The following is a 23,695-nucleotide window of genomic DNA, read 5'->3' on the forward strand; positions in this document are numbered from 1 at the left end:
CCCGGACCGGTCAGCGCTGGACCACGCTGCCCAGGGAGCGCTCGATGGTCCGTGCCGCCTGCGCGACGCGGCCGCCCAGCTCCTCCGCCGGAAGCGGCCCGGTCGCCGTCGGATAGACGATCGCGACCGAGGCCGGCAGCTGGCCCGGCACGATCACCGGCGCCGCCACCGACGACACCCCCGGGATGACCTCGTCGTGGCTGGAGGCGAAACCACGGCGGCGTGCCTCGGCGGCCGCCTCGCGATACGGCTCGTCCGGCATCCGGGCCTCCCACTCCTCCGCGGTGTGGGAGGACTGGATCGCGATGCCCGGGGCGCCGCGGGTGAACGCGTGCCGCGTCCCGGGACGCTGGATGACGGCCGCGCTGGAGTGGCGAGGCTCGACGGTCACCAGCGTGATGCAGTCCCTGTGGTCCCAGACCGCCAGGAACGCGCTGACGCCGAGCTCGTTCGCCAGCTCCGTCAGCTCCGGCAGCGACGCCGACTGGAGGTCCCGCTGCACGCCACGAGCGAGCGCCGCCAGCCCGGGCGCCAGCTCGACGGCGCCGGACCGGCCGCGGTGCGCCAGATTGTGCTCCTCCAGCGTCCGCAGGATCCGGTAGGCGATCGAACGGTGCAGCCCGAGCTCAGCGGCCAACTCGGCGATCGTCATCGGACCGGACGCCTCGGCCAGCACCTCCAGCATCCGGAGCCCCCGCGAGAGCGTCTGCGACGCCGGCTTGCCCGGCGGGGTACTCGTGTCCGTCTCGGAGCTCATGCGGATCCCTTTCGATGCGCGAGGAGGACGCAACACGCTTGTGCCGTGCGTCACGCAAGTCTACGGTGGGTAACGATCCAAAATAGAACTGCTCGTTCGATTATAGAACATGGACTGCGTCGCCCTGCCCCACTCCTCGCCGGGGCGCAGGGCCCGGGGGTCTCGAATCCTCGCGAGCTGGCTCTATGTGATTTGGATCGCATTGGTGTAGCATTCAAGCAGTTCCCGACCGTTCGGTCGGTTGGTAATTCGATCACCGCACCGCACCGCGTGCCCGAACACTGGAGTTCTCATGGCTTCCGCCACCCTGCACCACGAGTCGAGCCGGAAAGAGGAACGCAAGGTCCTCGCCGGCACCCTCGTGGGCACCACCATCGAGTGGTACGACTTCTTCATCTACGCTCAGGCCGCCGGCCTCGTGCTCGGCCCGCTCTTCTTCGCGCCGCTCGGTGAGACGGGCGCGCAGCTCGCCTCCTGGGCCTCCATCGGCATCTCCTTCCTGTTCCGTCCCTTGGGCGCCATCGTCGCCGGCCACCTCGGGGACCGGCTCGGACGCAAGAAGATGCTGGTCTTCACCCTCATCATGATGGGCGCCGCCACGGCCCTGATCGGTGTGCTGCCGACGCATGCCCAGATCGGTGCCGGGGCAGCGGTCATGCTGATCCTCCTGCGCGTCCTCCAGGGCTTCTCCGCCGGTGGCGAATGGGGCGGTGCGGCCCTCATGTCCGTGGAGCACGCGCCCGTCGAGAAGCGCGGCTTCTTCGGGGCCTACCCGCAGATCGGCGTGCCCTGCGGCATGATCCTGGCGACGTTCACGATGTGGATCCTCACCACGATCATCGGCAACGAGGCCTTCCTCGAGTGGGGCTGGCGTGTTCCGTTCCTGTTCTCGATCGTCCTGATCGGGATCGGCTACTTCATCCGCCGCGCGGTCGAGGAGTCCCCGATCTTCCTGGAGCTCCAGGAGCGCAAGAAGGAGTCCTCCGCCCCCTTGGGACGGCTGTTCAAGAAGAATGCCAAGGAGGTCATGCTCTGCGCCCTGATCTTCATCGCCAACAACGCCGCCGGCTACTTGCTGATCGCGTTCTTCGCGACCTACGTCATCCGTGATCTCGGGATGCCGCGTCCGCAGGTGCTGCTCGCGACGACGCTCGCGTCCTTTGGCTGGCTGATCTTCACCATGTACGGCGGCATCCTCTCCGACCGGATCGGACGCATCCGGACGTTCCAGATCGGCTATGCCATCGTCGCGGCCTGGGCGATCCCCATGTGGTTCGTCCTGGACACCGGCAACATCATCGCGTACTTCATCGCGCTGTTCGTCCTGACGATCGGCCTGGGCCTGTCCTACGGCCCCCAGTCGGCGCTGTACGCGGAGATGTTCCCGGTGGACGTCCGCTACTCCGGCGTCTCGATCGGCTACGCCCTCGGTGCGATCCTCGGCGGCGCGTTCGCCCCGCTGATCGCCGAATCGCTGCTGACGCGCACCGGGCAGTCGTGGAGCATCGGCGTCTACATCCTGGCGATCACCATCGTGTCGCTGGTGGCCGTCTCCTTCGTGAAGGAGACGCGGGGCAAGAACCTCCACGTCGAGGACGTGCACCCGGTTCCCCGGGCCTCCGCCGACTAGCTGTACCCGGCCATAGCGTTGGTGACACTTCGGGGCTTGTGATCTAGCGAGGCCTCCTGGCTTGATGGAGCTGTCTAGTTCAACCATCGCCAGGAGGCCTCTGTGTCCCACGCTAATGCCCGTCTGACCGTTCACGGAAGGCGGCTGCTCGTCGCCCGGGTCCTCGACGACCGCCGGCCCGTGTCCCACGTCGCGAAGGAGCTGGGCGTCTCACGGCAGTGCGCGCACCGGTGGGTCCGCCGTTTCCGGGAAGCAGGCCTGGAAGGGTTGGCGGACCGGAGCAGCCGGCCCCACCGGATGCCAGGGAAGACCAGTCCGGGCCGCGAGCAGGCCGTGCTCGCGGCCCGGGCACGGCACCGGGTCGGACCCGCCCGGCTCGCCCCGCTGACGGGGGTCCCGGCCCGGACGGTCTCCCGGATCCTGGCCCGGCACCGGGTGCCGCCGCTGTCGTGGCTGGACCCGGTCACCGGTGCCGTGATCCGTGCCGCCAGGTCCACCGCGCACCGCTACGAGCACTCCGACCCGGGCGACCTCGTGCATCTGGATGTGAAGAAACTCGGACGCATCCCCGATGGCGGGGGCTGGCGGGCGGACCCGGAGCAGTCACGGGCGAACCACCGCACCGGGCGCGCCGGGGTGGCTTCGACTACGTCCACGCAGCCGTCGACGACCACACCCGGCTCGCCTACGCCGAGGTCCACACCGATGAGAAAGGGGCGACCGCAGCCGGGTTCCTGACCCGGGCGGCAGCCTACTTCGCCTCCCACGGCATCGACCGTATCCAGCGAGTCATCACCGACAACGCCTTCGCCTACCGCCACTCGACTGCGTTCAAGGACGCCGTCGCGGCCCGGGGGGGCACGGCAGAAATTCATCAAACCGCACTGCCCCTGGCAGAACGGCAAGGTCGAGCGCTTCAACCGCACCCTCGCCACCGAATGGGCCTACCGGCAGCCCTTTACCAGCAATCAAGCCCGGAGGGATGAACTTGCACCCTGGCTGAAGCACTACAACACTGAACGCATCCACTCGAGCCACGGCCTCGCCCCAGCAGCCCGAGTGTCACCAACCTGACGGCCGCGTACAACTAGCGGCCGGCCTCGCCCGAGGTGCAACGCGTGGGAGCGGTGCGGACCGATGTCCGCACCGCTTTCGCGTCTTCCGGTGGGGCGGGGCCGGACTGTGAAAGGAAGGGGCCGGACTGTGAAAGGAAGGAGCCGGACCGCGAAAGGAAGGGGCCGCACCGACGAAGGAAGGGCCCGCACCGAGGAAGGGTGCGGCAGGCACTGAGGAAGCTCCCCGCTGGAACCCGGCGAAATCCAACGTGCACGGGCCATGCTGTTGCCATGACGACTATGCCGCGGCGCCTGCCGGCCCTGAGTGCAGCAGTCGCCTTCACCCTCCTCCTCTCGGGGTGCGCCGAGCCGAGCGGGGCCGGGCAGCCCGTCGGACAGCAGGTGCTCGGCCAGTGGGGTGACGACGAGGCCTCCTCGCCCTGGTTGCGGTTCGACGAGGGCGGCGTCCTCACCGGCTCGGACGGCTGCAACTGGCTCTCGGGTGAATGGTCGGTCGAGGACGGCCGCATCGAGGCCCCCGCCATCGTCCGCACGGAGATGTGGTGCGAGGACACGACCCAGTGGCTCGAGGGCCTGCATTCCATGGAGGTGCACGGCGACGAGCTGGTGGTCTTCGATGCCGACGGCGAGCGCCTGGGCTCTCTGCCGCGGGACGGGGAGTAGCAGCCGGATCAGTCCGGGCCCGGGTCCCGCGGTCTCCGGTCCAGCAGATCCCGCACCTCCGCGTCGTCGACCTGGTCGAAGCGCCGGTAGGAGGCGCCGACGGCCCTGAAGTCGACGGGACGGCAGGGGCACACGAGCAGATCGACCGAGGCGGCCAGCTGGGCGCAGACCTCCGGCGGTCCGACGGGGACCGCGATCACGATCCGGGCCGCGCCCGCCGACCGCACCACGTCCACGGCAGCGTGCATGGTGGCGCCGGTCGCCAGGCCGTCGTCGACGAGGACCACGGTCCGGTCCGCGAAGGGCACGATGCGGCCGTGCAGGTACTCCTGCTGCCGGCGACGCAGTTCGGCGGCCTCCTCGCGCTCGACCCGGTGCAGCTGGCCACGGCTGATGTGCCGGGGCATGGACCGCAGCACCGAGCCGACCCGGTGCTCGGCGGTCCGTGGCCCGTGCGCGGCGACGGCGCCGAAGGCGACCTCGCTGTGGCCGGGGATCCCGAGCTTGCGGACGATCAGCGCGTCCCAGTCGAGTGCGAGGGTCTCGGCGATGCCGGCCGCGACGGGCACACCGCCGCGAGCCAGGCCCAGGACCACGGCGTCGCGGCGCCCGCGCAGCGTGCCCGTCGTGGCCCGGTCGAGTTCCGCGGCCAGCGCCCGGGCGGCCTCCTCGCGATCGGCGTAGGGGGCTGCGGCTGCGCCGTCGTGCGGCTGGTCCTCACCCATGGATCCAGTCTGCACCCGCGACGGCCCGTCGTCACGGGCGGCGTCGCGGGGGGGCAAGGAGAACGACGGCGCCCGGCGCCTCCCGGTGTCGATGCCGGGAGCCGCCGGGTGCCGTCGTGCCGCGGGGTGGCGCGCGTGGTCAGGCTCAGACCTGGTTGCCGAGCTTGAACCCCTTCGAGGCCTCGCCGCGGTAGGTGCCGTCTTCGTCCTGCTCGCGGGTGTAGGAGAAACCGTCGGCGCCGACGGTCACGGCCATCTCCGAGCTGTCGGTGCGCTCGACGACCTCCTGGGGGTTCCCGTCCAGGTCGAGGACGGGGGAGGCCTCGGTGTACCAGGACGGGACCACCGGGTTGCCCCACCAGTCGCGGCGCTGGTTGTCGTGGACGTCCCACGTGATGACCGGGTTGTCCGGGTCGCCGGTGTAGTAGTCCTGCGTGTAGATCTCGATGCGGTGGTCGTCCGGATCGAGGATGTACAGGTAGAACGCGTTGGAGACGCCGTGGCGGCCCGGGCCGCGCTCGATCCGGTCGGACAGGCGCAGGGCGCCCATCTTGTCGCAGATCTGGATGATGTTGTGCTTCTCGTGCGTGGAGAAGGCGACGTGGTGCAGCCGCGGTCCGTTGCCGCCGGTCAGGGCCGTGTCGTGCACGGTGCCCTTGCGGTGCATCCACGCCGCGTAGGTGGTGCCCTCGGCGTCCTTGATGTCCTCGGTGACACGGAAGCCCAGGTCCTCCAGGTACTTCCGGCCCCGGGGGACGTCGGGGGTGACCTGGTTGAAGTGGTCCAGGCGCACCAGCTCGCCGGCCGAGTAGAGGTCGTAGCGCATGTGCAGCCGCTCCACGTGCTCGACCTCGTGGAAGAACTCGTAGGGGAAGCCCAGCGGGTCCTCGACGCGCACGGAGTCGCCGATGCCGCGGACGAACCCCTCGCTCCGGCGCTCGGTCCGGCAGCCGAGCTCACGGTAGTAGGCCTCGGCGCGGTCCACGTCCTCGGGGGTGCGGACGCGGTAGGCGAAGGCCTTCGCGGCCGCGACCGGGCCCTTGGTCAGGACCAGGTTGTGGTGGATGAACTCCTCGAAGGAGCGCAGGTAGATCTGCTGGTCGTCCTCGTGGGTGACGTGCAGGCCCAGCAGGTCCACGTAGAAGTCGCGGGACCTCGCCAGGTCGGTCACCACCAGCTCCATGTAGGCGCAGCGGAGGATGTCCGGCGTCGGCGCGGTGGGCCGGGGGATCTCATTGGAGGCGGTCTTCTCGGTCATGTCTGTCTCCTGGGGTGGGTACGACGGCGGCACGCGGCGCTGCGTGCCGCCGTCGGGAGGGTGGGGTGGTCGGGTCAGCCGTCGAGCTTCGCGGCGTCGTCCAGAGACCCGAACTTGGGGGTGTGGACGTCGCCGAGGGTGATGTGCACGGCCTGCTGGTCGGTGTAGAAGTCGATGGAGCGGTAGCCCCCCTCGTGTCCGAGGCCGGAGGCCTTGACGCCGCCGAACGGGCTGCGCAGATCGCGGACGTTGTGGCTGTTGAGCCACACCATGCCCGCCTCCACGTCCTGCGCGAAGTTGTGGGCGCGCTTCAGGTCCGAGGTCCACACGTAGGCGGCCAGCCCGTACTTGGTGTTGTTCGCCAGCTCGAGGGCCTCCTCGTCCGTGTCGAAGGGCGTGATCGCGACGACGGGGCCGAAGATCTCCTCCTGGAAGATCCGTGCGTCCGGGGCCACGTCGGCGAAGACGGTCGGCGCCACGTAGGAACCGTTCTCCTGGCCCACGGGCAGGTGCTCCGGCCGGCCGCCGCCGGCGAGCAGCCGGCCCTCGGACTTGCCCAGCTCCACGTAGCCCATGACCTTGTCGTAGTGCTCCGGGTGGACCAGCGCGCCGACCTGGGTCTGCGGATCGTGGGGGTCGCCGACCCGGATGTTCCGGGCGCGCTCCGCGTAGACCTCGCAGAAGCGGTCGTAGATGTCCCGCTGGACCAGGATGCGGCTGCCGGCCGTGCAGCGCTCGCCGTTGAGCGAGAACACGCCGAACAGCGTGGAGTCGATCGCGGCGTCGAAGTCCGCGTCGGCGAAGACGATCGCCGGCGACTTGCCGCCGAGCTCCATCGACATGCCCTTCAGGCCCTCCGCGCAGTTGCGGAAGATGGTCTGCCCCGTGGTCGACTCGCCGGTGAAGGAGATCAGCGGGACGTCCGGGTGCTTGACCAGGGAGTCGCCGGCCGTCTCGCCGAGCCCGTTGACCAGGTTGAACACGCCGTCGGGCAGGCCGGCCTCCTTGAAGATGGTCGCCCACAGGGAGGCGGACAGCGGCGTGAACTCGGCCGGCTTGAGGACCACGGTGCACCCGGAGGCGATCGACGGGGCGAGCTTCCAGGATTCCAGCATGAACGGCGTGTTCCAGGGGGTGATGAGCCCGGCGACACCGATCGGCTTGCGGTTGACGTAATTGACCTGCGAGCCCGGGACCTTGAAGGCGTTGTCGTGCTGGGCGACGATCAGGTCGGCGAAGAAGCGGAAGTTCTCGGCCGCGCGCTTCGCCTGACCGCGCGCCTGGGTGATCGGCAGGCCGGTGTCGAACGTCTCGAGCTCGGCGAGGCGGTCCTCCTGCTCGACGACGGCGTCGGCGATCCGGTACAGCACATTGGCGCGCTCGCGGGCCTTCATGCGCGGCCACGGGCCGTTGACGAAGGCCTCGCGGGCGGCTGCGACGGCGGCGTCGACGTCGGCCTTCTGCCCGGAGGCTGCGGTGGCGTAGGGCTGGTTGGTCACTGGATCGAGGACGTCGAAGGTCTCGCCGCCGATCGAGTCGACGAATGCGCCGCCGATGTAGTGCTGGAGCCGGGTCGGCAGGGCGTCGGGGAGGAAGTGCTTGCTCATGGTGTGTCCTTTCGTCCGCGCAGGGCGGGCTCGGGGGTCTGGTCGGGGGTGGCGTCGGTGGGGCTCGTGCCCGGGAGGGGGAGGTACAGCGGCGACGGCGGGAGGCCGGCGACCGCCAGGTAGGCGTTCAGCGTGTTGGTGCGGTGGTCTCGCGCAGCCGCCTCCACGGAGGGCGGGGGAGCGCCGGCCTCCAGCAGGTCGAGGAGGACGTCGTGCTCGGCGACCGACTCCCGTGCCCGGCCGGGCACGGTGGCGAACGTCGAGGAGCGCATGGCCCGCATGCGGTTCCAGCCGCGCTGGACCAGGTCCAGGATGTGGGGGTTCGGGCAGGGGCCGTAGAGCCGCTCGTGGAAGGCCACATTCAGCCGAGAGAACCGCTGCGGGTCGAAGTGCTCCAGGCAGGACTCCATGTCCCGGTTGATCCGGCGGGCTGCAGCCAGGTCGTCCGCGTCGAGCAGCGGGGCGGCCAGGGCCGTCGCCGCCCCCTCGAGGACCGAGAGCGTCTGGAGCGTGTGCAGGTAGAGCGTCGCGTCCACGCTCGCCACGGTCGCGCCGACGTTCCGCTCGAAGGCCACCAGACCCTCGGCCTCGAGCCGGCGGATCGCCTCCCGGACGGGGACCGTGGAGCAGCCGAGCTCCGCGGCGATGCTCCCCAGGACCAGACGGTAGCCGGGGGAGTAGGCCCCGGAGACGATCTTGTCCTGGATCAGCTCGTACGCCTGCTCCGACTTAGAGGGCGCCAAGGTCCGCTCCGGCGTCGACCCAGGCGTGGTACTTCGCCAGCCAGTCCTTGTTCATGGGGAACAGGCCGTCGATCGCGTGACCCTGCTTGACGTGCTCGAGGACGAACGAGTCACGCCGCTCCTGCTCCACGACCTCGTCGGCGAGCTCCGCGACGAGGGCCGGCGGGATCACGAGGATCCCGTCGGAGTCGCCGACGATCACGTCCCCCGGCTGGACGGTCGTGCCGCCGCAGGCGATGGTCTCGTCGACGCTCCAGGGGACGTGCTTGCGGCCGAGGACGGCCGGGTGCGCCCCATGGTGGAAGACCGGCAGGTCGGCGTCCTCCACCGCCGAGAGGTCCCGCACGGCGCCGTCGGTGATGATCGCCTCCGCCCCGAGCACCTGGCTGCGCATCGCGAGGATGTCGCCGAGGGTCGCAGAGCCCTGCTCGCCGCGGGCCTCCATGACGAGGATCTCGCCCGGCTTCAGGGAGTCCATCGCCTGCTTCTGCGCGTTGTAGCCGCCGCCGCGAGCCTTGAAGAGGTCCTCGCGATGGGGGACGTAGCGCAGGGTGCGGGCGACGCCGATGACCTTGCGCGTCCCCTTCGTCGCGGTGAGCCCCTCGATCGCCACGTTGTTCAGCCCGCGCTTGCGCAGTGCGCCGGAGATCGTCGCCGTGGCCACGGAGAGCAGCTTGGCGCGGACCTCGTCCGTCAGCACGTCGCGGCCCGTGGGCTCGCTCTCGACGCCAGCGCCCTCCGCCGTGCCGTAGGCGTCGACCCGGTCGGCGTCCGTGATGCGAGGCGGGTTCCCGAACGCGGCGAAGCCCGCCTCGCCCTGGACCACCGTCGTCGCCAGCGGGCCGGTCGTGCGGCCGGAGGCGATGTCGTCGACCTGGACCTCCACCACGTCGCCGGGCACGACGACGGACGAGCCCGCCGGGGTGCCCGTGAGGATGACGTCGCCGGGCAGGAGGGTCATCTGCTGGGAGAGGTCCGCGACGATCTGGCCGAACTCGAACAGGAGCTCCTCGGTGGTGGCGTCCTGGACGACCTCCCCGTTCACCCGGGTGCGGATCCGCAGCCGCTGCGGGTCCACCGCGTCGGCCGGGAGCAGGGCCGGGCCGAGCGGGGTGAAGCCGTCGCCGGACTTGGAGCGGACGTTCGATCCCTTGTCCGCGTACTTGATGTCGTACAGGCCGAGGTCGTTGCTGGCGGTCACCCAGCCCACGTGGGACCAGCCGGCCTCGGGCGAGACGCGCCGCGCGCGCGTGCCGATGACCAGGGCGATCTCGCCCTCGAAGGCCAGCAGCTCGGTTCCGGCGGGGCGCTCCACGGCGCTGCCGCTCGGGGCCAGGGAGGAGGTCGCCTTCATGAAGTAGGACGGGAACTTCGGCGTGCGGCCGCGCTGCTCGGCCCGCGACCGGTAGGAGAGGTGGACGGCCAGGACCTTGCCGACCGAGTCGAGGAAGGCCTGGTCGACCGGGCGTTCGCCGGAGGGGTTCGCCTGCGCGGCTGTTGCGGTGTGGTTCCCATGGTCGTTCGTCAAGATCTGCTCCCGGGGCTCGATGAGTACGGATCGGATGTACGAAATCGTATACGATCATGGTGTCCTCCGTCACGCATCCTGTCAAGGGCTGTCGTCCTCTGCCCGTTCTCCGCCCGTCCGGCTGACCGCGGCTGGCTCCCGGGGCGCAGCGACGACGAAGGCCGCCCACGCGCAAACGTGGGCGGCCTTCGAGTGCTGGTGGGTGGATGTCCGGCCTGGTCCAGCTAGGACGCGAAGTGCTCCAGGGCGGCCTGCTTGAAGGCGCGTGAGGTCACCGCGTTCGAGTGCGTGCGCGCCGGCAGCCACAGTTCCTCGGCTCCGCCCGCGCCGCGTGCCAGCTCGGTCAGGCGCGGCATGGTCTCGGCGAGCTCGTCCCGCTGCCCGGCGACCAGGAGGACCGGTTGCTGCGGCACGGACTGCCCGGGCGTGAACGGCTCGGCGCCCACTGCCTCGATCACCCGCAGCAGGGCGTCGACGTCGTTGCTCGGGACCAGCTGGGCCATCTGCAGCAGCGCATCCGACACTGGGTCGGACATGCGCGCCGCGTCGTCCCCGCTCGCGAGGACCGCGCGCGCCTCGGGGACGTCGAAGTCGGCGAGCGGGTCCGTGGCGGCGGCACCGCCGAGGACGAGCTGGTGGACCAGCTCCGGGTAGTCCGCGGCCAGGCCCCAGGCCAGGCGCGCCCCGAAGGAGTATCCGACGACGTCGACGAGCCCCTCGGTCGCCGCAGCGCGGCCGTCTGTCCCGGCGGCCGTGACGTCGCCGCCGTGCCCCAGGGCCTCGAGGGCCGCCCGCCGGATGCCGGCGCGCAGCAGGCTCGGCACCGGCGCCGAGGCGTCGGGCCCGTCCAGCGGCGTCTGTCCGTGCCCGGGCAGGTCGACGGCGACGACTCGGCGGCCGGCGTCGTTCAGGTACTTCACCCAGCCGGTGGCGACCCAGTTCAGCTCGGTGGACGAGGCGAAGCCGTGGATCAGCAGGACGGGCCGGCCCGTCTCGGCGCCCTCGGGCGCGAAGACGTGGGCGGTCAGCTGCGGGACGTCGGTCACGGCCGGCATCAGTCGTCGTCGAGGTTGGCGCTGAGCCGCACCCGGCGCTTGGGCGCCTCGTCCTTCGGCACGGTGCCCACGATCCCGGCAGTGTCGTCCGGCACCTCGAAGACGATCAGCGGATCGCCGACGTTGATCGTGTCGCCCGGCTCGCCGAACGTGCGCACGACGGTGCCGGCCTGCGGGCTCGGCAGCTCCAGCGAGCTCTTGGTGGTCTCGACCTCGACCATCGGCTGGTTGCGCTCGACCTGGTCGCCCTCGGCGACCAGCCACTCCAGCACGGTCGCCTCGATCAGGCCCTCGCCCAGGTCGGGCAGCGGGAAGGAAACTTCAGCCACGGCGGTACTCCAATACTCGTTGAATGCCGAAGAGGATGCGGTCGGCGTTGGGCAGGTACTCGTTCTCCAGGCTGCCCGAGGGGAAGGGGACGTCGAATCCGGTGACGCGTTCCACGGGTGCCTTCAGGGTACCGAAGCAGTGCTCGGTGATCAGCTGAGCCACCTCGGCGCCGAGTCCGGCGCTCCTCGGCGCCTCGTGCACCACGACGGCGCGGCGGGTCTTGGCGACGGACCTCGCCAGGCCCTCGGCGTCGATGGGCTTGAGCCAGCGCAGGTCCAGGACCTCGACCTCCACCCCGTCCTCGGCGGCCATGTCCGCCACCTGCAGGCAGCGGGAGACCATCGCGCCCCAGGCGACGAGGGTCAGGTGCCGGCCCTCGCGGGCCACGACCGAGCCGGTCAGGTCGCCGGGGGTCTCGAAGTCCACGCTGCCCTTCTGCCAGTAGCGGGACTTGGGCTCCATGAAGACCACCGGGTCCGGCATCGTCGCCGCGTGGCGCATCAGGTGGTAGGCCTGGTGCGGGTTCGACGGCGAGACCACCTTGAGCCCGGCGACGTGGGCGAACAGCCACTCGAGCGACTCCGAGTGCAGCTCGGGGGACTGGATGCCGCCGAAGCTCGGCATGCGCAGTGTGATCGGCATCGGCAGGGCGCCGCGGGTGCGGAAGTTCATGCGGGCGATCTGCGTGACGATCTGGTTCACGGCCGGGTAGGTGAACCCGTCGAACTGGACCTCGGGGATCGGGTGGTAGCCGGCCATCGCCAGCCCCACGGACATGCCGAGGATTCCGGACTCCGCCAGCGGGGTGTCGAAGACGCGCTCGGCGCCGAAGCGCTCCTGGAGTCCGTCGGTGATGCGGAAGACGCCGCCGAGCCGGCCCACGTCCTCTCCCAGCACCAGCGCCCGCGGGTTCTCCTCCAGCGCATCGGCGAGGGCCGCGTTGATGGCCTTGTTGAGCGAGAGCTCCTGCGTCCCCGTCCGCACTGCTCCGGTGTTCGCGGTCATGGTCGCCTCAGGCATGGTCGGACTCCTCGCGCCACTGGGCCGCCTGCTGCTGCAGGACGGGCGTGGTCTCCTGGTACACGTACTCGAACATCTCCGCGCCGGGGCGCGGGCCCTGCGCGGCGACGGCCTCGCGGGTCCGCTCCTCGAACGCCGCGGCCTCGGCTCGGAACTCCTCGACCCCGGCCTCGGTGAGCTCTCCGTCCGCGACCAGTCGCTCGACGAGCCGCTCGATCGGGTCCGGACCGGCGTCGCGTCGCTCGTCCTCGAGGGTGCGGTAGCGGCCGGGATCGTCCGACGTCGAGTGCGGGCCGCGCCGGTAGGTGAACGCCTCGACGACGACGGCGCCGGCGCCCGAGCGGGCGTGCGCCACGGCCGCTCGGACCGCGCGGACCACGGCCTCGACGTCGTTCCCGTCCACCGCCACGGACGGCAGGCCGTAGCCCGCGCCGCGGGCGGCGACTGAGCCGCCGGCGACCTGGCGCTCGGTGGGCACGGAGATGGCCCAGCCGTTGTTCTGCACGAAGAAGACCGTGGGCGTCTTGAAGACACCGGCGAAGTTCATGGCCTCGTGGATGTCGCCCTGCGAGGACGCGCCGTCGCCGAGGTAGATCAGCGACGCGGGCAGGTCGGTCTGCTCGCGGCCCTCGCGGATGGCGTCCAGGCGCTGGCCGTGGGCCCAGCCGACGGCGTGGAGGGCGGACCCGGCGATCACGGTCTGGATCGGGGTGAAGCGGTGCTTCACGGGATCGTGGAGGCCGCCGTTCCAGGTGGCCTTGTGGGTGGCCATGTACTCGGCCATGTCGACGCCGGCCGCATAGGCCGCGCCCATCTCCCGGTAGGTGGGGAAGACGAAGTCGCGCGACATGTCCAGGGCGGCGATGCTGCCGACCTGCGCGGCCTCCTGGCCCTGCATGGGGGCGTAGCCGGGGATGATGCCCTGGCGCTGCCAGGCGATGGCGGACGTGTCCAGGTGGCGGACGGTGATCATCTGGGCGAGGAGCCGCTTGAGCTCGTCGGCCGGCAGCCGCTGCGGGTCGAGCTCCAGGGCGCCGTGCGCCTCGGGGGTGGCGGTCACGCTCATGACGCCGCTCCTTTCCTTGGTTGCTGTGACCCTAGACACTCCACGGTGCCGGTGCAATCTGCGGCCATGCCACCTGGCAAGTTGCGCAAAGTGTGCCACAGTGGAGGTAGAGCACTTATCAGTCTGACTAGTTTGATGGAGGGGCCCATGGTCGACGAGCTCGACGCCCGGATCATCGAGATCTTCAGTTCCGACCCCAAGATGTCGGTCCTCGAGGCCTCGCGCACGCTGGAGGTCGCCCGCGCCACGGTGCAGGCGCGGCTCGATCGGCTGACCGCCCGCGGCGTCGTCACCGGGTGGGGGCCGCACCTCTCCGCAGAAGGGATCGGGTACCCCGTGCGCGCCTACTGCTCGCTCGCCATCCATCAGGACAGCGGGCATGACGCCGTGGCCGAGGCGCTCTCCGGCGTGCCGGAGGTGCTGGAGCTGCACACGGTCTCCGGGGAGTTCGATCTCCTGGCCTGCGTGGTCGCGCGCTCCAATGCCGACCTGCAGCGCGTGCTGGACGCGGTCATCGCCACGGGGACGGTGGTCCGCTCCTCGACCGTCGTCGTCCTGAACTCCCTGATCCCGCCGCGCGCCCTGCCCCTGGTCCGCTCCGCCGCCGGGGAGGGCCGCCCGTAACAGAGCCCGCCCACCGAACGGCCGCCGCGGCGAATGAGTTATAGTCACTTTGACATTAACTAACCGTCGACCGAACGGGGATCCGTGGAGTTCATGAACGTCAGCGAGCGGGCTGCGGCCAGCCCGCAGATCGCCGTGTCCACGGTCATCTTCTCGCTCGGTCCCGCCCGGCCGGACGAAGCCCGGGCCGGCTCCGGGGCCGGCGAGGGGCTGCGGCTCTGGATCCCCCTGGTGCGCCGTACCCGCCAGCCGCACCGCGGCCAGTGGGCCCTGCCGGGCGGCCCGCTGCTGCCCCGGCAATCGCTGCAGGAGGCCGCGGCCGAGCACCTGCGCACCACCACCGGACTCGTCCCGCGGTACCTCGAGCAGCTCTACACGTTCGGCGGCGTCGACCGCTCGCCGGCCCAGCGCGTCGTCACGATCGCCTACTGGGCGCTGGTGCGCGACGCCGACGCCGACCCGTCCGGCGGGGCCAACTCCACGCTCGTCGACGACCCCCATGTCTCCTGGTTCCCCGCCGACTCGGCGGAGGTTGCCGAGCACCTCGCGTTCGACCACTCCGCGATCGTCGCCTACGCGCTCGAGCGCCTGCGCAACAAGGTCGCCTACGGGAAGATCGCGCACCGCCTGCTCGGTGACCGGTTCACGCTCGCCCAGATCCACGAGGTCCACCAGGCCATCCTGGGACGGCCGATCGACCCGGCGAACTTCCGCCGGCAGCTGCGCGGCTCACCCGACCTCGTCGACACCGGCCAGTACCTGCAGGGCGTCAAGCACCGCCCGCCGAAGCTCTACCGGTACGCCGGGCCCGACGCCGACGGTCCTCCGTCCGCGGCCGCGTCGGCGTCGACCTCCAGTCCACCGTCCGAAACCTCCCCGCAGCCGGAGCCGCACTCCGCGCCGGCGGCACCCACCGCATCGAAGGTCCAGCCATGAGCAGCGTCAACGTCACCATCCAGGAACTCACCCGCACGGTCGACCCCGGACTGCGCCCCGCCGCCCGGGGGGCGGGCGGCGCCCCGTCCGCGACGGCGTCCTCCACCTGCACGCCGGACCTCGCGAAGTCGCCGTGGAACTTCGACGGCGGTTCCCCCGCCTACGGCCCCGGCGCGTCGATGGGGGACACGGCCCCCGCGGACACCCCGCGCCAGGGCGGGATCCCGGAGGAGTACCGCCTCGCCACGGACGCCGAGCTGGACGCCCGCATCCGCGCAGCGAAGGAGACGCTGGGGGACCGGCTCGTGGTCCTCGGGCACTTCTACCAGCGGGACGAGGTGGTGCAGTACGCGGACTTCGTGGGCGACTCCTTCCAGCTCGCCAACGCGGCGCTGACCAAACCGGACGCCGAGTACATCGTGTTCTGCGGCGTGCACTTCATGGCGGAGACGGCGGACATCCTCTCCCGTGGGGACCAGGCCGTGGTGCTGCCGAACCTCGCCGCCGGCTGCTCGATGGCCGACATGGCGGACGAGTCCTCCGTCGAGGAGTGCTGGGAGCAGCTCATGGAGCTCTACGCCGAGGAGGACGACGACGGCCGCGCCCCGGTCATCCCCGTCACCTACATGAACTGCTCGGCGGCTCTGAAGGCGTTCGTGGGCCGGCACGGCGGCATCGTCTGCACGTCCTCGAACGCGTCGACCGTCCTCGAGTGGGCGTTCGAGCGCGGTCGCCGCGTGCTGTTCTTCCCGGATCAGCACCTCGGCCGCAACACCGCCAAGGCCATGGGCGTGCCGCTGGAGGCCATGCCGATGTGGAACCCCCGCCGCCCGCTCGGCGGGAACTCGGCCGAGGCGCTGCAGGAGGCGCAGGTCATCCTGTGGCACGGATTCTGCTCCGTGCACAAGCGCTTCACCGTCGGGCAGATCGAGGGTGCGCGTGCCGAGTACCCGGGCTGCCGGGTGATCGTCCACCCCGAGTGCCCCATGGAGGTGGTCGATGCCGCGGACGCCGCCGGCTCGACCGACTTCATCCGGAAGGCCGTCGCCGCGGCCACGGAGCCGACCACCTTCGCGATCGGCACCGAGGTCAACATGGTCAACCGGCTGGCCGCCGAGTACCCGCAGCACACCATCTTCTGCCTGGACCCGGTCATCTGCCCCTGCTCCACGATGTACCGGATCCACCCCGGCTACCTCGCCTGGGTGCTGGAGGAGCTCGTGGCCGGCCGCATCGTCAACCGCATCACCGTGGACGCCGTCACCGCCGTCGACGCCAAGACCGCGCTCGAGCGCATGCTCGCCGCGCGCCCCTGATCACCATGGCTGCCCACGAGACGCGGCTGATCGTCGTCGGATCCGGCCTGGCCGGCCTGTACGCCGCCATCGCCGCGGCCGGCCGCGGCCTGCCCGTCACCCTGGTGACCAAGGACCGGCTCCGCGACTCCAACACTTGGTACGCCCAGGGCGGGATCTCCGCCGTCGCACCGGTGCCGCTGGCCGCACCGGGCGACTCGGTCGGCTCCCACGTGGAGGACACCCTCCGCGCCGGCGCGTTCGCCGGCGACGAGGCGGCGGTGCGGGCCCTCTGCTCGGAGGCCTGGGAGCACTGCGCCCGGCTGATCGGCCACGGCGTGGACTTCGACCGGCACGCCGCGGACCCGGAACGCTACGCCCTCGGTCTCGAGGGCGCGCACCGGCACCCGCGCATCCTGCACCACCGAGGCGACGCCACGGGCCGCGGCATCGCCTCGGCGCTGATCGCCGTCGTGCGGCGCCTCGCCGCCCGGGGCCGGATCGAACTACGCGAGCACGCGTTCGTCACCGACCTCCTCGTCGAGCCCGCCTCGACCCCGGGCCCTCCCGGGGGCACGAGGGACGACGCCGCAGCGCCGTCCCTCCGCGGCGTCGTCGGCCCCGGCAGCGTCACCGGCGTGCGCCTCGCGGACGACGGCGGCGCCCCGCACGGCCGGCCCCGCGGCGGGTCGCGGAGCCTGCACGGACGGGTGCTGCTGGCCACGGGCGGCATCGGCCGCCTCTACCCGCACACCACCAACCCGGCCGGTGCCACGGGCGACGGGGCTGCGCTGGCCCTGCGCGCGGGGCGCCGGCTCGGCGTCGCCCTCGATCTCGCCGACGCGGAGTTCGTCCAGTTCCATCCGACCCTGTGGCGGCCCGAGGGCGGCCCGCCCCTGATGATCACCGAGGCCGTCCGCGGCGAGGGTGCCTACCTGCGCAACCGTCGCGGGGAGCGGTTCATGCCCGGCCGTCACCCGGAAGCGGAACTGGCCCCGCGCGACATCGTCGCCCGCGCCATCCACGCCGAACGCGCCCGCACGGGCGCCGTGTACCTGGACGCCCGGCATCTCGCCGGGCGCGGCCTCGCCGCCCGGTTCCCCACCATCGCCGCCGCGCTGGGCGGGCAGGGGCTCGATCTGGAGCGCGACCTGGTCCCGGTCGCGGAGGCCCAGCACTACTGGATGGGCGGCATCGCCACGGACCTCGCCGGGCGGACCGCCCTGCCCGGGCTCTGGGCCGCGGGCGAGACGGCCTGCACCGGTGTGCACGGGGCCAATCGCCTCGCCTCCAACTCGCTGCTGGAGGCGCTCGTCTTCGCGTGGCGCGCCGTCGCCGACATCGCCGCGCCCTCGCCGGCGTCGACCGCCGGGCTCGCTGGCGATGTCGCTGCCGCCGACAGCAGCCCCCTCCGTAGCACCGGAACCGGCACAGCCCCGTGCCCCGGGGTGAACGCCGCCGTGCCCGGGCACCCGGGCGCCGTGCCCGCTGCCGGAGGTTGGGAGGACCTGCACGCGATCACCGGAACGTACCTCGCCGTCGAACGCGACGAGCCGGGTCTGGCCCGGGCCCAGGCCGGCCTCGCGGCGATGGAGGCCGCGCTCCTGGCCGAGCGCGACGACGCCTGGCCCCGCGACCGGTACGAGCTGCTCAACGCGGTGCAGGTCGCGCACCGCATCGCGGTGGCCGCCCGCCGTCGGACCGAGTCCATCGGTGCCCATCACCGCAGCGACGCCCGGCCCGCCGACCCTGCCGCCCCTGCCGTCCCGACCGCTGCGGACACCCCGGCATCGCGCGCCACCGCCTCGCGCACTGAACCATCGCTCGCGCCGGCCCCCGCGGCCGGCGCCACCCGAGAGGACCACCTTGCCCACGTCTGACACCGCCGCCACAACCGCCGGTACCGCCGCCGCAAACGCCGATACCACCATGCTCGGAACGGCCAGCCCGCCCGCCGGGGCCGAGATCCGCCCGGTCCCGCGCCTGCAGCTCGAACGCATCGTCGCCGCGGCGCTGCTGGAGGACGCGCCCGCCGGGGATCTGACCGCCGACCTCCTCATCCCCGCGGACGCACAGGCGACGGCGTTCGTCGTCGCTCGGGAGCCCGGCGTCGTCTCGGGGCTGGAGGCCTTCGCCACGGCGATGCGCCTCACCGACCAGCGGCTCCGGGTCGAACCCTCCGTCCGGGACGGGGAGCGGTTCGAGGCCGGTGCCCGCCTCGCCGTCGTCACCGGACCCGCGCGGGGGCTCCTCACCGCCGAACGGGTGGGCCTGAACCTCCTGCAGCGGCTCAGCGGGATCGCCACGCAGACCCGGGCCATGGTGGACGCGGCCGCCGGGCATCCGGCCCGCATCGCCGATACCCGGAAGACCACGCCCGGGCTCCGCGTGCTGGAGCGGTACGCCGTCCGCTGCGGCGGCGGCTCCAACCACCGGGACAACCTCTCGGAGGCCGTCATGGCGAAGGACAACCATCTCGCGCTGCTCGGCGAGGGCGAGGAGCTGACCGCGGCCCTCGTCGGACTGCGGGCGCGGCTCGGCCACACCCAGCACCTCGAGGTGGAGATCGACCGGCTGGACCAGCTCGAGCCCGTTGTCTCCGCCGGCGTGGACACGGTCATGCTGGACAACTTCTCCCTCGAGGACCTCGCCGAGGGCGTGCGCCGGGTCGCTGGACGCTGCACCGTCGAGGCCTCCGGCACGGTCACGCTCGAGCGCATCGCCGCGATCGCGGCCACCGGCGTGGATGTCATCTCCTCGGGGGCGTTGACGCACAGCGTCCGCGCCGTCGACCTGGGGCTGGACATCGACCTGCGCGGCAGCCGGGCCGACGGGACGGAGCCGGCATGATCTACCTCGACGCGGCGGCGACCACGCCGGTCCGGCCGGAGGTCCTGGAGATGGTCGGGCCGCTGTTCAGCCACGACTTCGGCAACCCCTCCAGCCGGCATGAGCTCGGCGGCTCGGCCGCGCGCGCCATGGACTATGCGCGCACGACGGCGGCCGCAGCCCTGGGTGTGCGCCCCGGCGACGTGGTCTTCACCTCCGGCGGGACGGAGGCGAACAATCTGGCGCTGAAGGGTCTGGCGCTCGCATCGCCGCGCGGCCGGCACATCGTCACGAGCGCGGTGGAGCACTCCTCGGTGCGGCAGCCCCTGCAGTATCTGGAGGCGCACCACGGGTTCGAGGTCTCGGTCGCCCCCGTGGACGGCAGCGGGACCGTCGACCCGGCGGCGGTCGCGGCGCTGCTGCGCCCGGATACCGCACTGGTCTCGGTCATGGCCGTGAACAACGAGGTCGGGACCGTGCAGCCCGTCGCGGAGATCTCCGCGCTCGCGCGCGGGGCCGGCGCCCTGTTTCACACCGATGCGGTCCAGGCTGCCGGGTGGCTCGATCTTGAGGAGATCGCCCGGCACGCCGACGCGTTGAGCGTCTCCGGGCACAAGATCGGCGGCTTGAAGGGAGCCGGCGTGCTCATGGTGCGCGGGCGGCTCCCGCTGGAGGCGTTGCTCCACGGTGGCGGGCAGGAGCGCGGCCGCCGCAGCGGCACCGAGAACGTCGCCGGGGCCGTCTCCACGGCCACGGCCCTGCGCCTGGCCGCCGAGGCCACGCGGTCCGGCGAGCAGACGGGCTTCGGAGCGTACCTGCGGGATGCCGTCCTGGAGCGGCTGAACCGGCCGGGCCGGCCCGATCGCGCCCTGGCGACCGGGCACCCGACCAGCCGGATCCCCGGGATCGTGTCCTTCTGCTTCCCCGGGACGGCCGGGGAGGCGGTCCTGCTGGAGCTGGAGCGCCGCGGCGTGTTCTGCTCCTCCGGATCCGCGTGCCACGCGGATTCGGACGAGCCCTCGCCGGTGCTCCTGGCGATGGGACTCGCCCCCGATGTGGCCCTGACCTCGGTCCGGCTCAGCTTCACCCGCGGCGTGCAGGAGGCAGAGCTGACGCAGGCAGCGCGCGCCGTCGTCGCCGCCGTGGAGGCGGTCGCCGGCGCGGGAGGTCGGACGAGCGCTGGGGCCGTCCGCCCCGCTCTCTAGCCCTGCTCCTCCGCGACGGACTGGCTGAGCGCCGTCGTCAGCGCGCGAAGCTGCTCCAGCTGTTCGGCGTCGAGGGCCCCTCCGAGCACCTCGTTGATGTGCCGGACGTGGGCACGGCCGATCCGGCGCTGGACCTCGGCCCCGGCCCCGGTGAGCGTGATGAGGATGGCCCGGTGGTCGCTGGGGTCCTGCTGGCGCACCACCAGTCCGCGTGCCACCAGCCGGTCGATCATCCGGCTCAGGCTCGGCTGGCTGAGCAGCAGCGACTCGTTGAGGTCGCCCAGGCGGAGCCCGCACTGCGGCGCGCGCCGGAGGTTGAACAGCACGTCGTACTCGCGCATGCTCAGCTCCTTGAACTCCGGGAGCTGCTGGAGCCGGCGCATGATCGTCACCTGGCACCGGAACAGCGACTCCCAGGCCAGGGCCGTCTCCTTGACGGACGGGAGCTCAGGCATCGTGCTCACCGCCTGCCCCGGCCGGAGCGACGCCGTCCGTCGCCTGGCCCTCCGGTGCGCTCTTGGCCATGGCCGGCTTGACGCCAGCGGCCTTCGCGGCCTTCAGCGTCTCGTGGGTCGGCGCGTCCGGGTGGTCGGCCGGCTTGCGCTTGGCGTACTCGGCGCGCAGCTCCGGCAGGACGTGCTCGCCGAACATATCCAGCTGGTTCAGCACCGTCTTCAGCGGCAGGCCGGCGTGGTCCACCAGGAACAGCTGCCGGTGGTAGTCGCCGAAGTACTCCTGGAACGTCAGCGTCTTCTCGATGACCTCCTGCGGGCTGCCGACGGTCAGCGGCGTCTGCGCGGTGAAGTCCTCCAGCGACGGGCCGTGCCCGTAGACGGGCGCGTTGTCGAAGTACGGGCGGAACTCGCGCACCGCGTCCTGTGAGTTCTTGGCCATGTAGAACTGACCGCCCAGACCCACGAACGCCTGGTCCGCCCGGCCATGGCCGTAGTGCTCGAAGCGCTCCCGGTAGAGGCTGATGAGCTGCTGGTAGTGCTCCTTGGGCCAGAAGATGTTGTTGGCGAAGAAGCCGTCGCCGTAGTACGCGGCGATCTCGGCCACCTGCGGCGTGCGGATCGAGCCGTGCCAGACGAACGGCGCGACGTCGTCGAGCGGGCGCGGCGTGGACGTGAAGTTCTGCAGGGGCGTACGGAACTTGCCCTGCCACGTGACCGAGTCCTCGTTCCAGAGGCGGTGCAGGAGGTGCACGTTCTCCACGGTGAGCTCCACGGAGTCCTGGATGTTCTTGCCGAACCACGGGTAGACCGGCGCCGTGTTGCCGCGGCCGAGGACGAGGTCCACGCGTCCGTCCGCGAGGTGCTGGAGCATGGAGAAGTCCTCGGCGATCTTCACCGGGTCGTTCGTGGTGATCAGCGTGGTGGCCGTGGAGAGGATGATCCGCTCGGTCTGGGCGGCGATGTGGGCCAGCGTGGTGGTGGGGGAGGAGGAGAAGAACGGCCGGTTGTGGTGCTCGCCGACCGCGAAGACGTCCATCCCGATCTCCTCGACCTTCCGGGCGATCGCGCCCCACGCCTTGATGCGCTCGTGCTCGGTGGGCGTGGTCCCGTTGGTCGGGTCGGTGGTGATGTCGCTGACGCTGAAGATGCCGATCTGCATGCCTGCTCCTTGGTTGTCGTGGCGAGCGCCAGTCTACCCCATTTATATGCATTTGCATATAAGAGTGGCGATGCCTCGGGCTTCGGTGCAGTGTCCAGCCCTGGACGGGGCCGGGTACGACGACGGCGCTCCCGCGGCCGTGAGGGCCGCGGGAGCGCCGTGGTGGGGATCAGCCCAGCTGGAGCACCCGATCGGTGGACTCCGTGACCTCGGCGAGGAGGTCCGGGCTCTCGTTGAGCTTGCGGCCGAAGCTGGGGATGATCTCGGTGAGCTTGGACTCCCAGCCGGCGAACTGCTGCGGGAAGCAGCGCTGCAGCAGGTCGATCATGATCGGCGCGGCCGTGGACGCGCCGGGGGAGGCGCCCAGCAGGCCGGCGACGCTGCCGTCGGCGCCGGTGATGACCTCGGTGCCGAACTGGAGGACGCCGGCCTTCTTCGGGTCCTTCTTGATGACCTGCACGCGCTGGCCCGCGTTGATGAGCTCCCACTCCTCGGCCGAGGCCTCCGGGTAGTACTCGCGGAGGGCCTCGTCCTTCTTGCCGCGCGACTTGAGGACCTCGGTGACGAGGTACTTGGTCAGGTCCATGTTGTCCTTCGCGACCGCCAGCATCGGGATGATGTTGTGCGGGCGGATGGACAGGGGCAGGTCCAGGTAGGAGCCCGTCTTGAGGAAGTTCGTCGAGAACCCCGCGTACGGGCCGAACATCAGCGAGCGCTTGCCGTTGACGAAGCGGGTGTCCAGGTGGGGGACGGACATGGGCGGCGCGCCCACGGAGGCCTGGCCGTACACCTTGGCGTGATGGCGCTCGATCGTCGCATCGTTGGTGTTGCGCAGGAACTGCCCGGAGACCGGGAATCCGCCGAAGCCCTTGATCTCGGGGATGCCGGCCGACTGGAGCAGGCGTAGTGCGCCGCCGCCGGCCCCGACGAAGACGAACTTCGCCGTGACGGTCCGCTTCTGGCCCGTGGCGTTGTTCTTGACGGTGAGCTTCCAGCCGGAGCCGTCGCGCTCCAGACCGGTCACGCGGTGGCCGAAGTTCAGGTCCGCGCCGCTCCGGCCCAGGTAGTCCGTCAGCTGACGCGTCAGCGAGCCGAAGTCGACATCCGTGCCGGAGGCGACGCGGGAGGCTGCCACACGCTGTGCCTCGTCGCGGCCCTCGGCGACGAGCGGGGCCCACTCCGCGATGGTGGACAGGTCCTCGGTGTGCTCGATCCGCTCGAAGAGCGGCTGCTGGCGTAGCGACTCGTAGCGGGTGCGGAGGTAGTCGGCATGGTCGTCCCCGATGACGAAGCTCATGTGCGGCAGCGGGTTGATGAAGCTCTGCGGCTCGCCGATCAGCCCGTGCTCCACCATGAAGGCGTAGAACTGCCGGGACACCTGGAACTGCTCGTTGATCTTGATGGCCTTGGCGGGATCCACGCTGCCGTCCGCCGCGGCGGGGCTGTAGTTCAGCTCGCAGAGGGCCGAGTGACCCGTGCCGGCGTTGTTCCACGGGTCGGAGGACTCGAGCCCGGCCTCGTCCAGGTTCTCGAACAGACTGACGCTCCAGTCCGGCTCGAGCTGCTTGATGAACGTCCCCAGCGTCGCGGACATGATTCCGCCGCCGATGAGCGCTACATCAATGTTGTGGTTTCCAAGTGAGGCGGGCACGGATCATCTCCATCGAAAAATCAAGGTTCGGCACTCAGGTTAGCGCGCTGATCAGAGGCCGCGGAAATCGGTCGGCGCCCGCC

General features: G+C 71.3%; 21 protein-coding genes and 1 pseudogene. 9 read left to right on the forward strand and 13 right to left on the reverse strand.

Features of this window, described 5'->3' with window-relative positions; translation table 11 throughout:
- Positions 1-10: 10 nt before the first annotated feature.
- Positions 11-757, reverse strand: a complete 747-nt coding sequence (locus ABD784_RS00770) for an IclR family transcriptional regulator (RefSeq protein ID WP_344878568.1) — start codon at positions 755-757, stop codon at positions 11-13.
- A gap of 292 nt (positions 758-1,049) precedes the next feature.
- On the opposite strand from ABD784_RS00770, the gene ABD784_RS00775 reads away from it, so the two are divergent.
- The 3 genes and pseudogenes from ABD784_RS00775 (at position 1,050) to ABD784_RS00785 (ending at position 4,126) form a co-directional block, all read left to right on the forward strand.
- Positions 1,050-2,387 carry an MFS transporter gene (locus ABD784_RS00775; RefSeq protein ID WP_344878571.1) on the forward strand — a complete coding sequence of 446 codons (1,338 nt, stop codon included), beginning with the start codon at positions 1,050-1,052 and terminating at the stop codon, positions 2,385-2,387.
- 102 nt (positions 2,388-2,489) lie between these two features.
- Positions 2,490-3,461, forward strand: a pseudogene (locus tag ABD784_RS00780) (IS481 family transposase).
- A gap of 272 nt (positions 3,462-3,733) precedes the next feature.
- Positions 3,734-4,126, forward strand: coding sequence for an META domain-containing protein (locus tag ABD784_RS00785; protein ID WP_344878574.1), 393 nt, complete (start codon positions 3,734-3,736; stop codon positions 4,124-4,126).
- 8 nt (positions 4,127-4,134) lie between these two features.
- Here the strand turns inward: ABD784_RS00785 and ABD784_RS00790 are convergent, their stop codons facing one another.
- From ABD784_RS00790 to ABD784_RS00830, 9 genes are all read right to left on the reverse strand, one after another.
- A complete protein-coding gene (locus tag ABD784_RS00790; RefSeq protein WP_344878577.1) occupies positions 4,135-4,851 on the reverse strand; it encodes a phosphoribosyltransferase in 717 nt (238 codons plus the stop codon).
- A 145-nt stretch (positions 4,852-4,996) separates the two neighbouring features.
- Positions 4,997-6,109, reverse strand: coding sequence for a 3,4-dihydroxyphenylacetate 2,3-dioxygenase (hpaD, locus tag ABD784_RS00795; RefSeq protein ID WP_344878580.1), 1,113 nt, complete (start codon positions 6,107-6,109; stop codon positions 4,997-4,999).
- A 74-nt stretch (positions 6,110-6,183) separates the two neighbouring features.
- Positions 6,184-7,716 carry a 5-carboxymethyl-2-hydroxymuconate semialdehyde dehydrogenase gene (gene hpaE, locus ABD784_RS00800; RefSeq protein ID WP_344878583.1) on the reverse strand — a complete coding sequence of 511 codons (1,533 nt, stop codon included), beginning with the start codon at positions 7,714-7,716 and terminating at the stop codon, positions 6,184-6,186.
- On the reverse strand, positions 7,713-8,459 hold the full coding sequence (locus tag ABD784_RS00805; protein ID WP_344878586.1) for a GntR family transcriptional regulator: 747 nt from the start codon (positions 8,457-8,459) through the stop codon (positions 7,713-7,715). The genes hpaE and ABD784_RS00805 overlap by 4 nt, the downstream gene beginning before the upstream one ends.
- Positions 8,446-9,885, reverse strand: a complete 1,440-nt coding sequence (locus ABD784_RS00810) for a fumarylacetoacetate hydrolase family protein (RefSeq protein WP_344881213.1) — start codon at positions 9,883-9,885, stop codon at positions 8,446-8,448. The genes ABD784_RS00805 and ABD784_RS00810 overlap by 14 nt, the downstream gene beginning before the upstream one ends.
- A gap of 326 nt (positions 9,886-10,211) precedes the next feature.
- The gene (locus ABD784_RS00815; protein ID WP_425582899.1) at positions 10,212-11,042 is read right to left on the reverse strand and encodes an alpha/beta fold hydrolase; all 831 of its coding nucleotides are present in this window, start codon (positions 11,040-11,042) and stop codon (positions 10,212-10,214) included.
- A complete protein-coding gene (locus ABD784_RS00820; protein ID WP_344878592.1) occupies positions 11,042-11,371 on the reverse strand; it encodes a biotin/lipoyl-containing protein in 330 nt (109 codons plus the stop codon). Before ABD784_RS00820 ends, ABD784_RS00815 begins: the two co-directional genes overlap by 1 nt.
- Entirely contained in the window at positions 11,364-12,392 is a 1,029-nt protein-coding gene (locus ABD784_RS00825; protein WP_344878595.1) for an alpha-ketoacid dehydrogenase subunit beta, read from the reverse strand. Before ABD784_RS00825 ends, ABD784_RS00820 begins: the two co-directional genes overlap by 8 nt.
- Positions 12,385-13,458, reverse strand: a complete 1,074-nt coding sequence (locus tag ABD784_RS00830; protein WP_425582900.1) for a thiamine pyrophosphate-dependent enzyme — start codon at positions 13,456-13,458, stop codon at positions 12,385-12,387. The genes ABD784_RS00825 and ABD784_RS00830 overlap by 8 nt, the downstream gene beginning before the upstream one ends.
- Positions 13,459-13,605: 147 nt before the next feature.
- On the opposite strand from ABD784_RS00830, the gene ABD784_RS00835 reads away from it, so the two are divergent.
- From ABD784_RS00835 to ABD784_RS00860, 6 genes are all read left to right on the forward strand, one after another.
- A complete protein-coding gene (locus ABD784_RS00835; RefSeq protein WP_344878598.1) occupies positions 13,606-14,082 on the forward strand; it encodes an Lrp/AsnC family transcriptional regulator in 477 nt (158 codons plus the stop codon).
- 93 nt (positions 14,083-14,175) lie between these two features.
- On the forward strand, positions 14,176-15,018 hold the full coding sequence (locus ABD784_RS00840; protein ID WP_344878601.1) for an NUDIX hydrolase: 843 nt from the start codon (positions 14,176-14,178) through the stop codon (positions 15,016-15,018).
- Entirely contained in the window at positions 15,015-16,334 is a 1,320-nt protein-coding gene (gene nadA, locus ABD784_RS00845) for a quinolinate synthase NadA (protein ID WP_344878604.1), read from the forward strand. The genes ABD784_RS00840 and nadA overlap by 4 nt, the downstream gene beginning before the upstream one ends.
- Before the next feature lie 5 nt (positions 16,335-16,339).
- Positions 16,340-18,193, forward strand: a complete 1,854-nt coding sequence (locus ABD784_RS00850; protein ID WP_344878607.1) for an L-aspartate oxidase — start codon at positions 16,340-16,342, stop codon at positions 18,191-18,193.
- Positions 18,194-18,242: 49 nt separating this feature from the next.
- The gene (gene nadC, locus ABD784_RS00855) at positions 18,243-19,163 is read left to right on the forward strand and encodes a carboxylating nicotinate-nucleotide diphosphorylase (protein WP_344881219.1); all 921 of its coding nucleotides are present in this window, start codon (positions 18,243-18,245) and stop codon (positions 19,161-19,163) included.
- The gene (locus tag ABD784_RS00860; RefSeq protein WP_344878610.1) at positions 19,160-20,347 is read left to right on the forward strand and encodes a cysteine desulfurase family protein; all 1,188 of its coding nucleotides are present in this window, start codon (positions 19,160-19,162) and stop codon (positions 20,345-20,347) included. The genes nadC and ABD784_RS00860 overlap by 4 nt, the downstream gene beginning before the upstream one ends.
- Here ABD784_RS00860 and ABD784_RS00865 read toward each other — a convergent pair.
- The 3 genes from ABD784_RS00865 to ABD784_RS00875 all read right to left on the reverse strand — a co-directional run bounded on the left by ABD784_RS00865 (position 20,344) and on the right by ABD784_RS00875 (position 23,612).
- Positions 20,344-20,802: a MarR family winged helix-turn-helix transcriptional regulator gene (locus ABD784_RS00865; RefSeq protein ID WP_344878613.1), complete on the reverse strand. Its 459-nt coding sequence runs from the start codon at positions 20,800-20,802 to the stop codon at positions 20,344-20,346. The two genes, ABD784_RS00860 and ABD784_RS00865, sit on opposite strands and share 4 nt — an antisense overlap.
- The gene (locus ABD784_RS00870) at positions 20,795-21,961 is read right to left on the reverse strand and encodes an LLM class flavin-dependent oxidoreductase (protein WP_344878616.1); all 1,167 of its coding nucleotides are present in this window, start codon (positions 21,959-21,961) and stop codon (positions 20,795-20,797) included. Before ABD784_RS00870 ends, ABD784_RS00865 begins: the two co-directional genes overlap by 8 nt.
- Positions 21,962-22,130: 169 nt before the next feature.
- Entirely contained in the window at positions 22,131-23,612 is a 1,482-nt protein-coding gene (locus ABD784_RS00875; RefSeq protein WP_344878619.1) for a malate:quinone oxidoreductase, read from the reverse strand.
- Between the last annotated feature and the right edge of the window lie 83 nt (positions 23,613-23,695).

It is taken from the genome of Zhihengliuella alba (assembly GCF_039538765.1).
Lineage (GTDB): Bacteria > Actinomycetota > Actinomycetes > Actinomycetales > Micrococcaceae > Zhihengliuella > Zhihengliuella alba.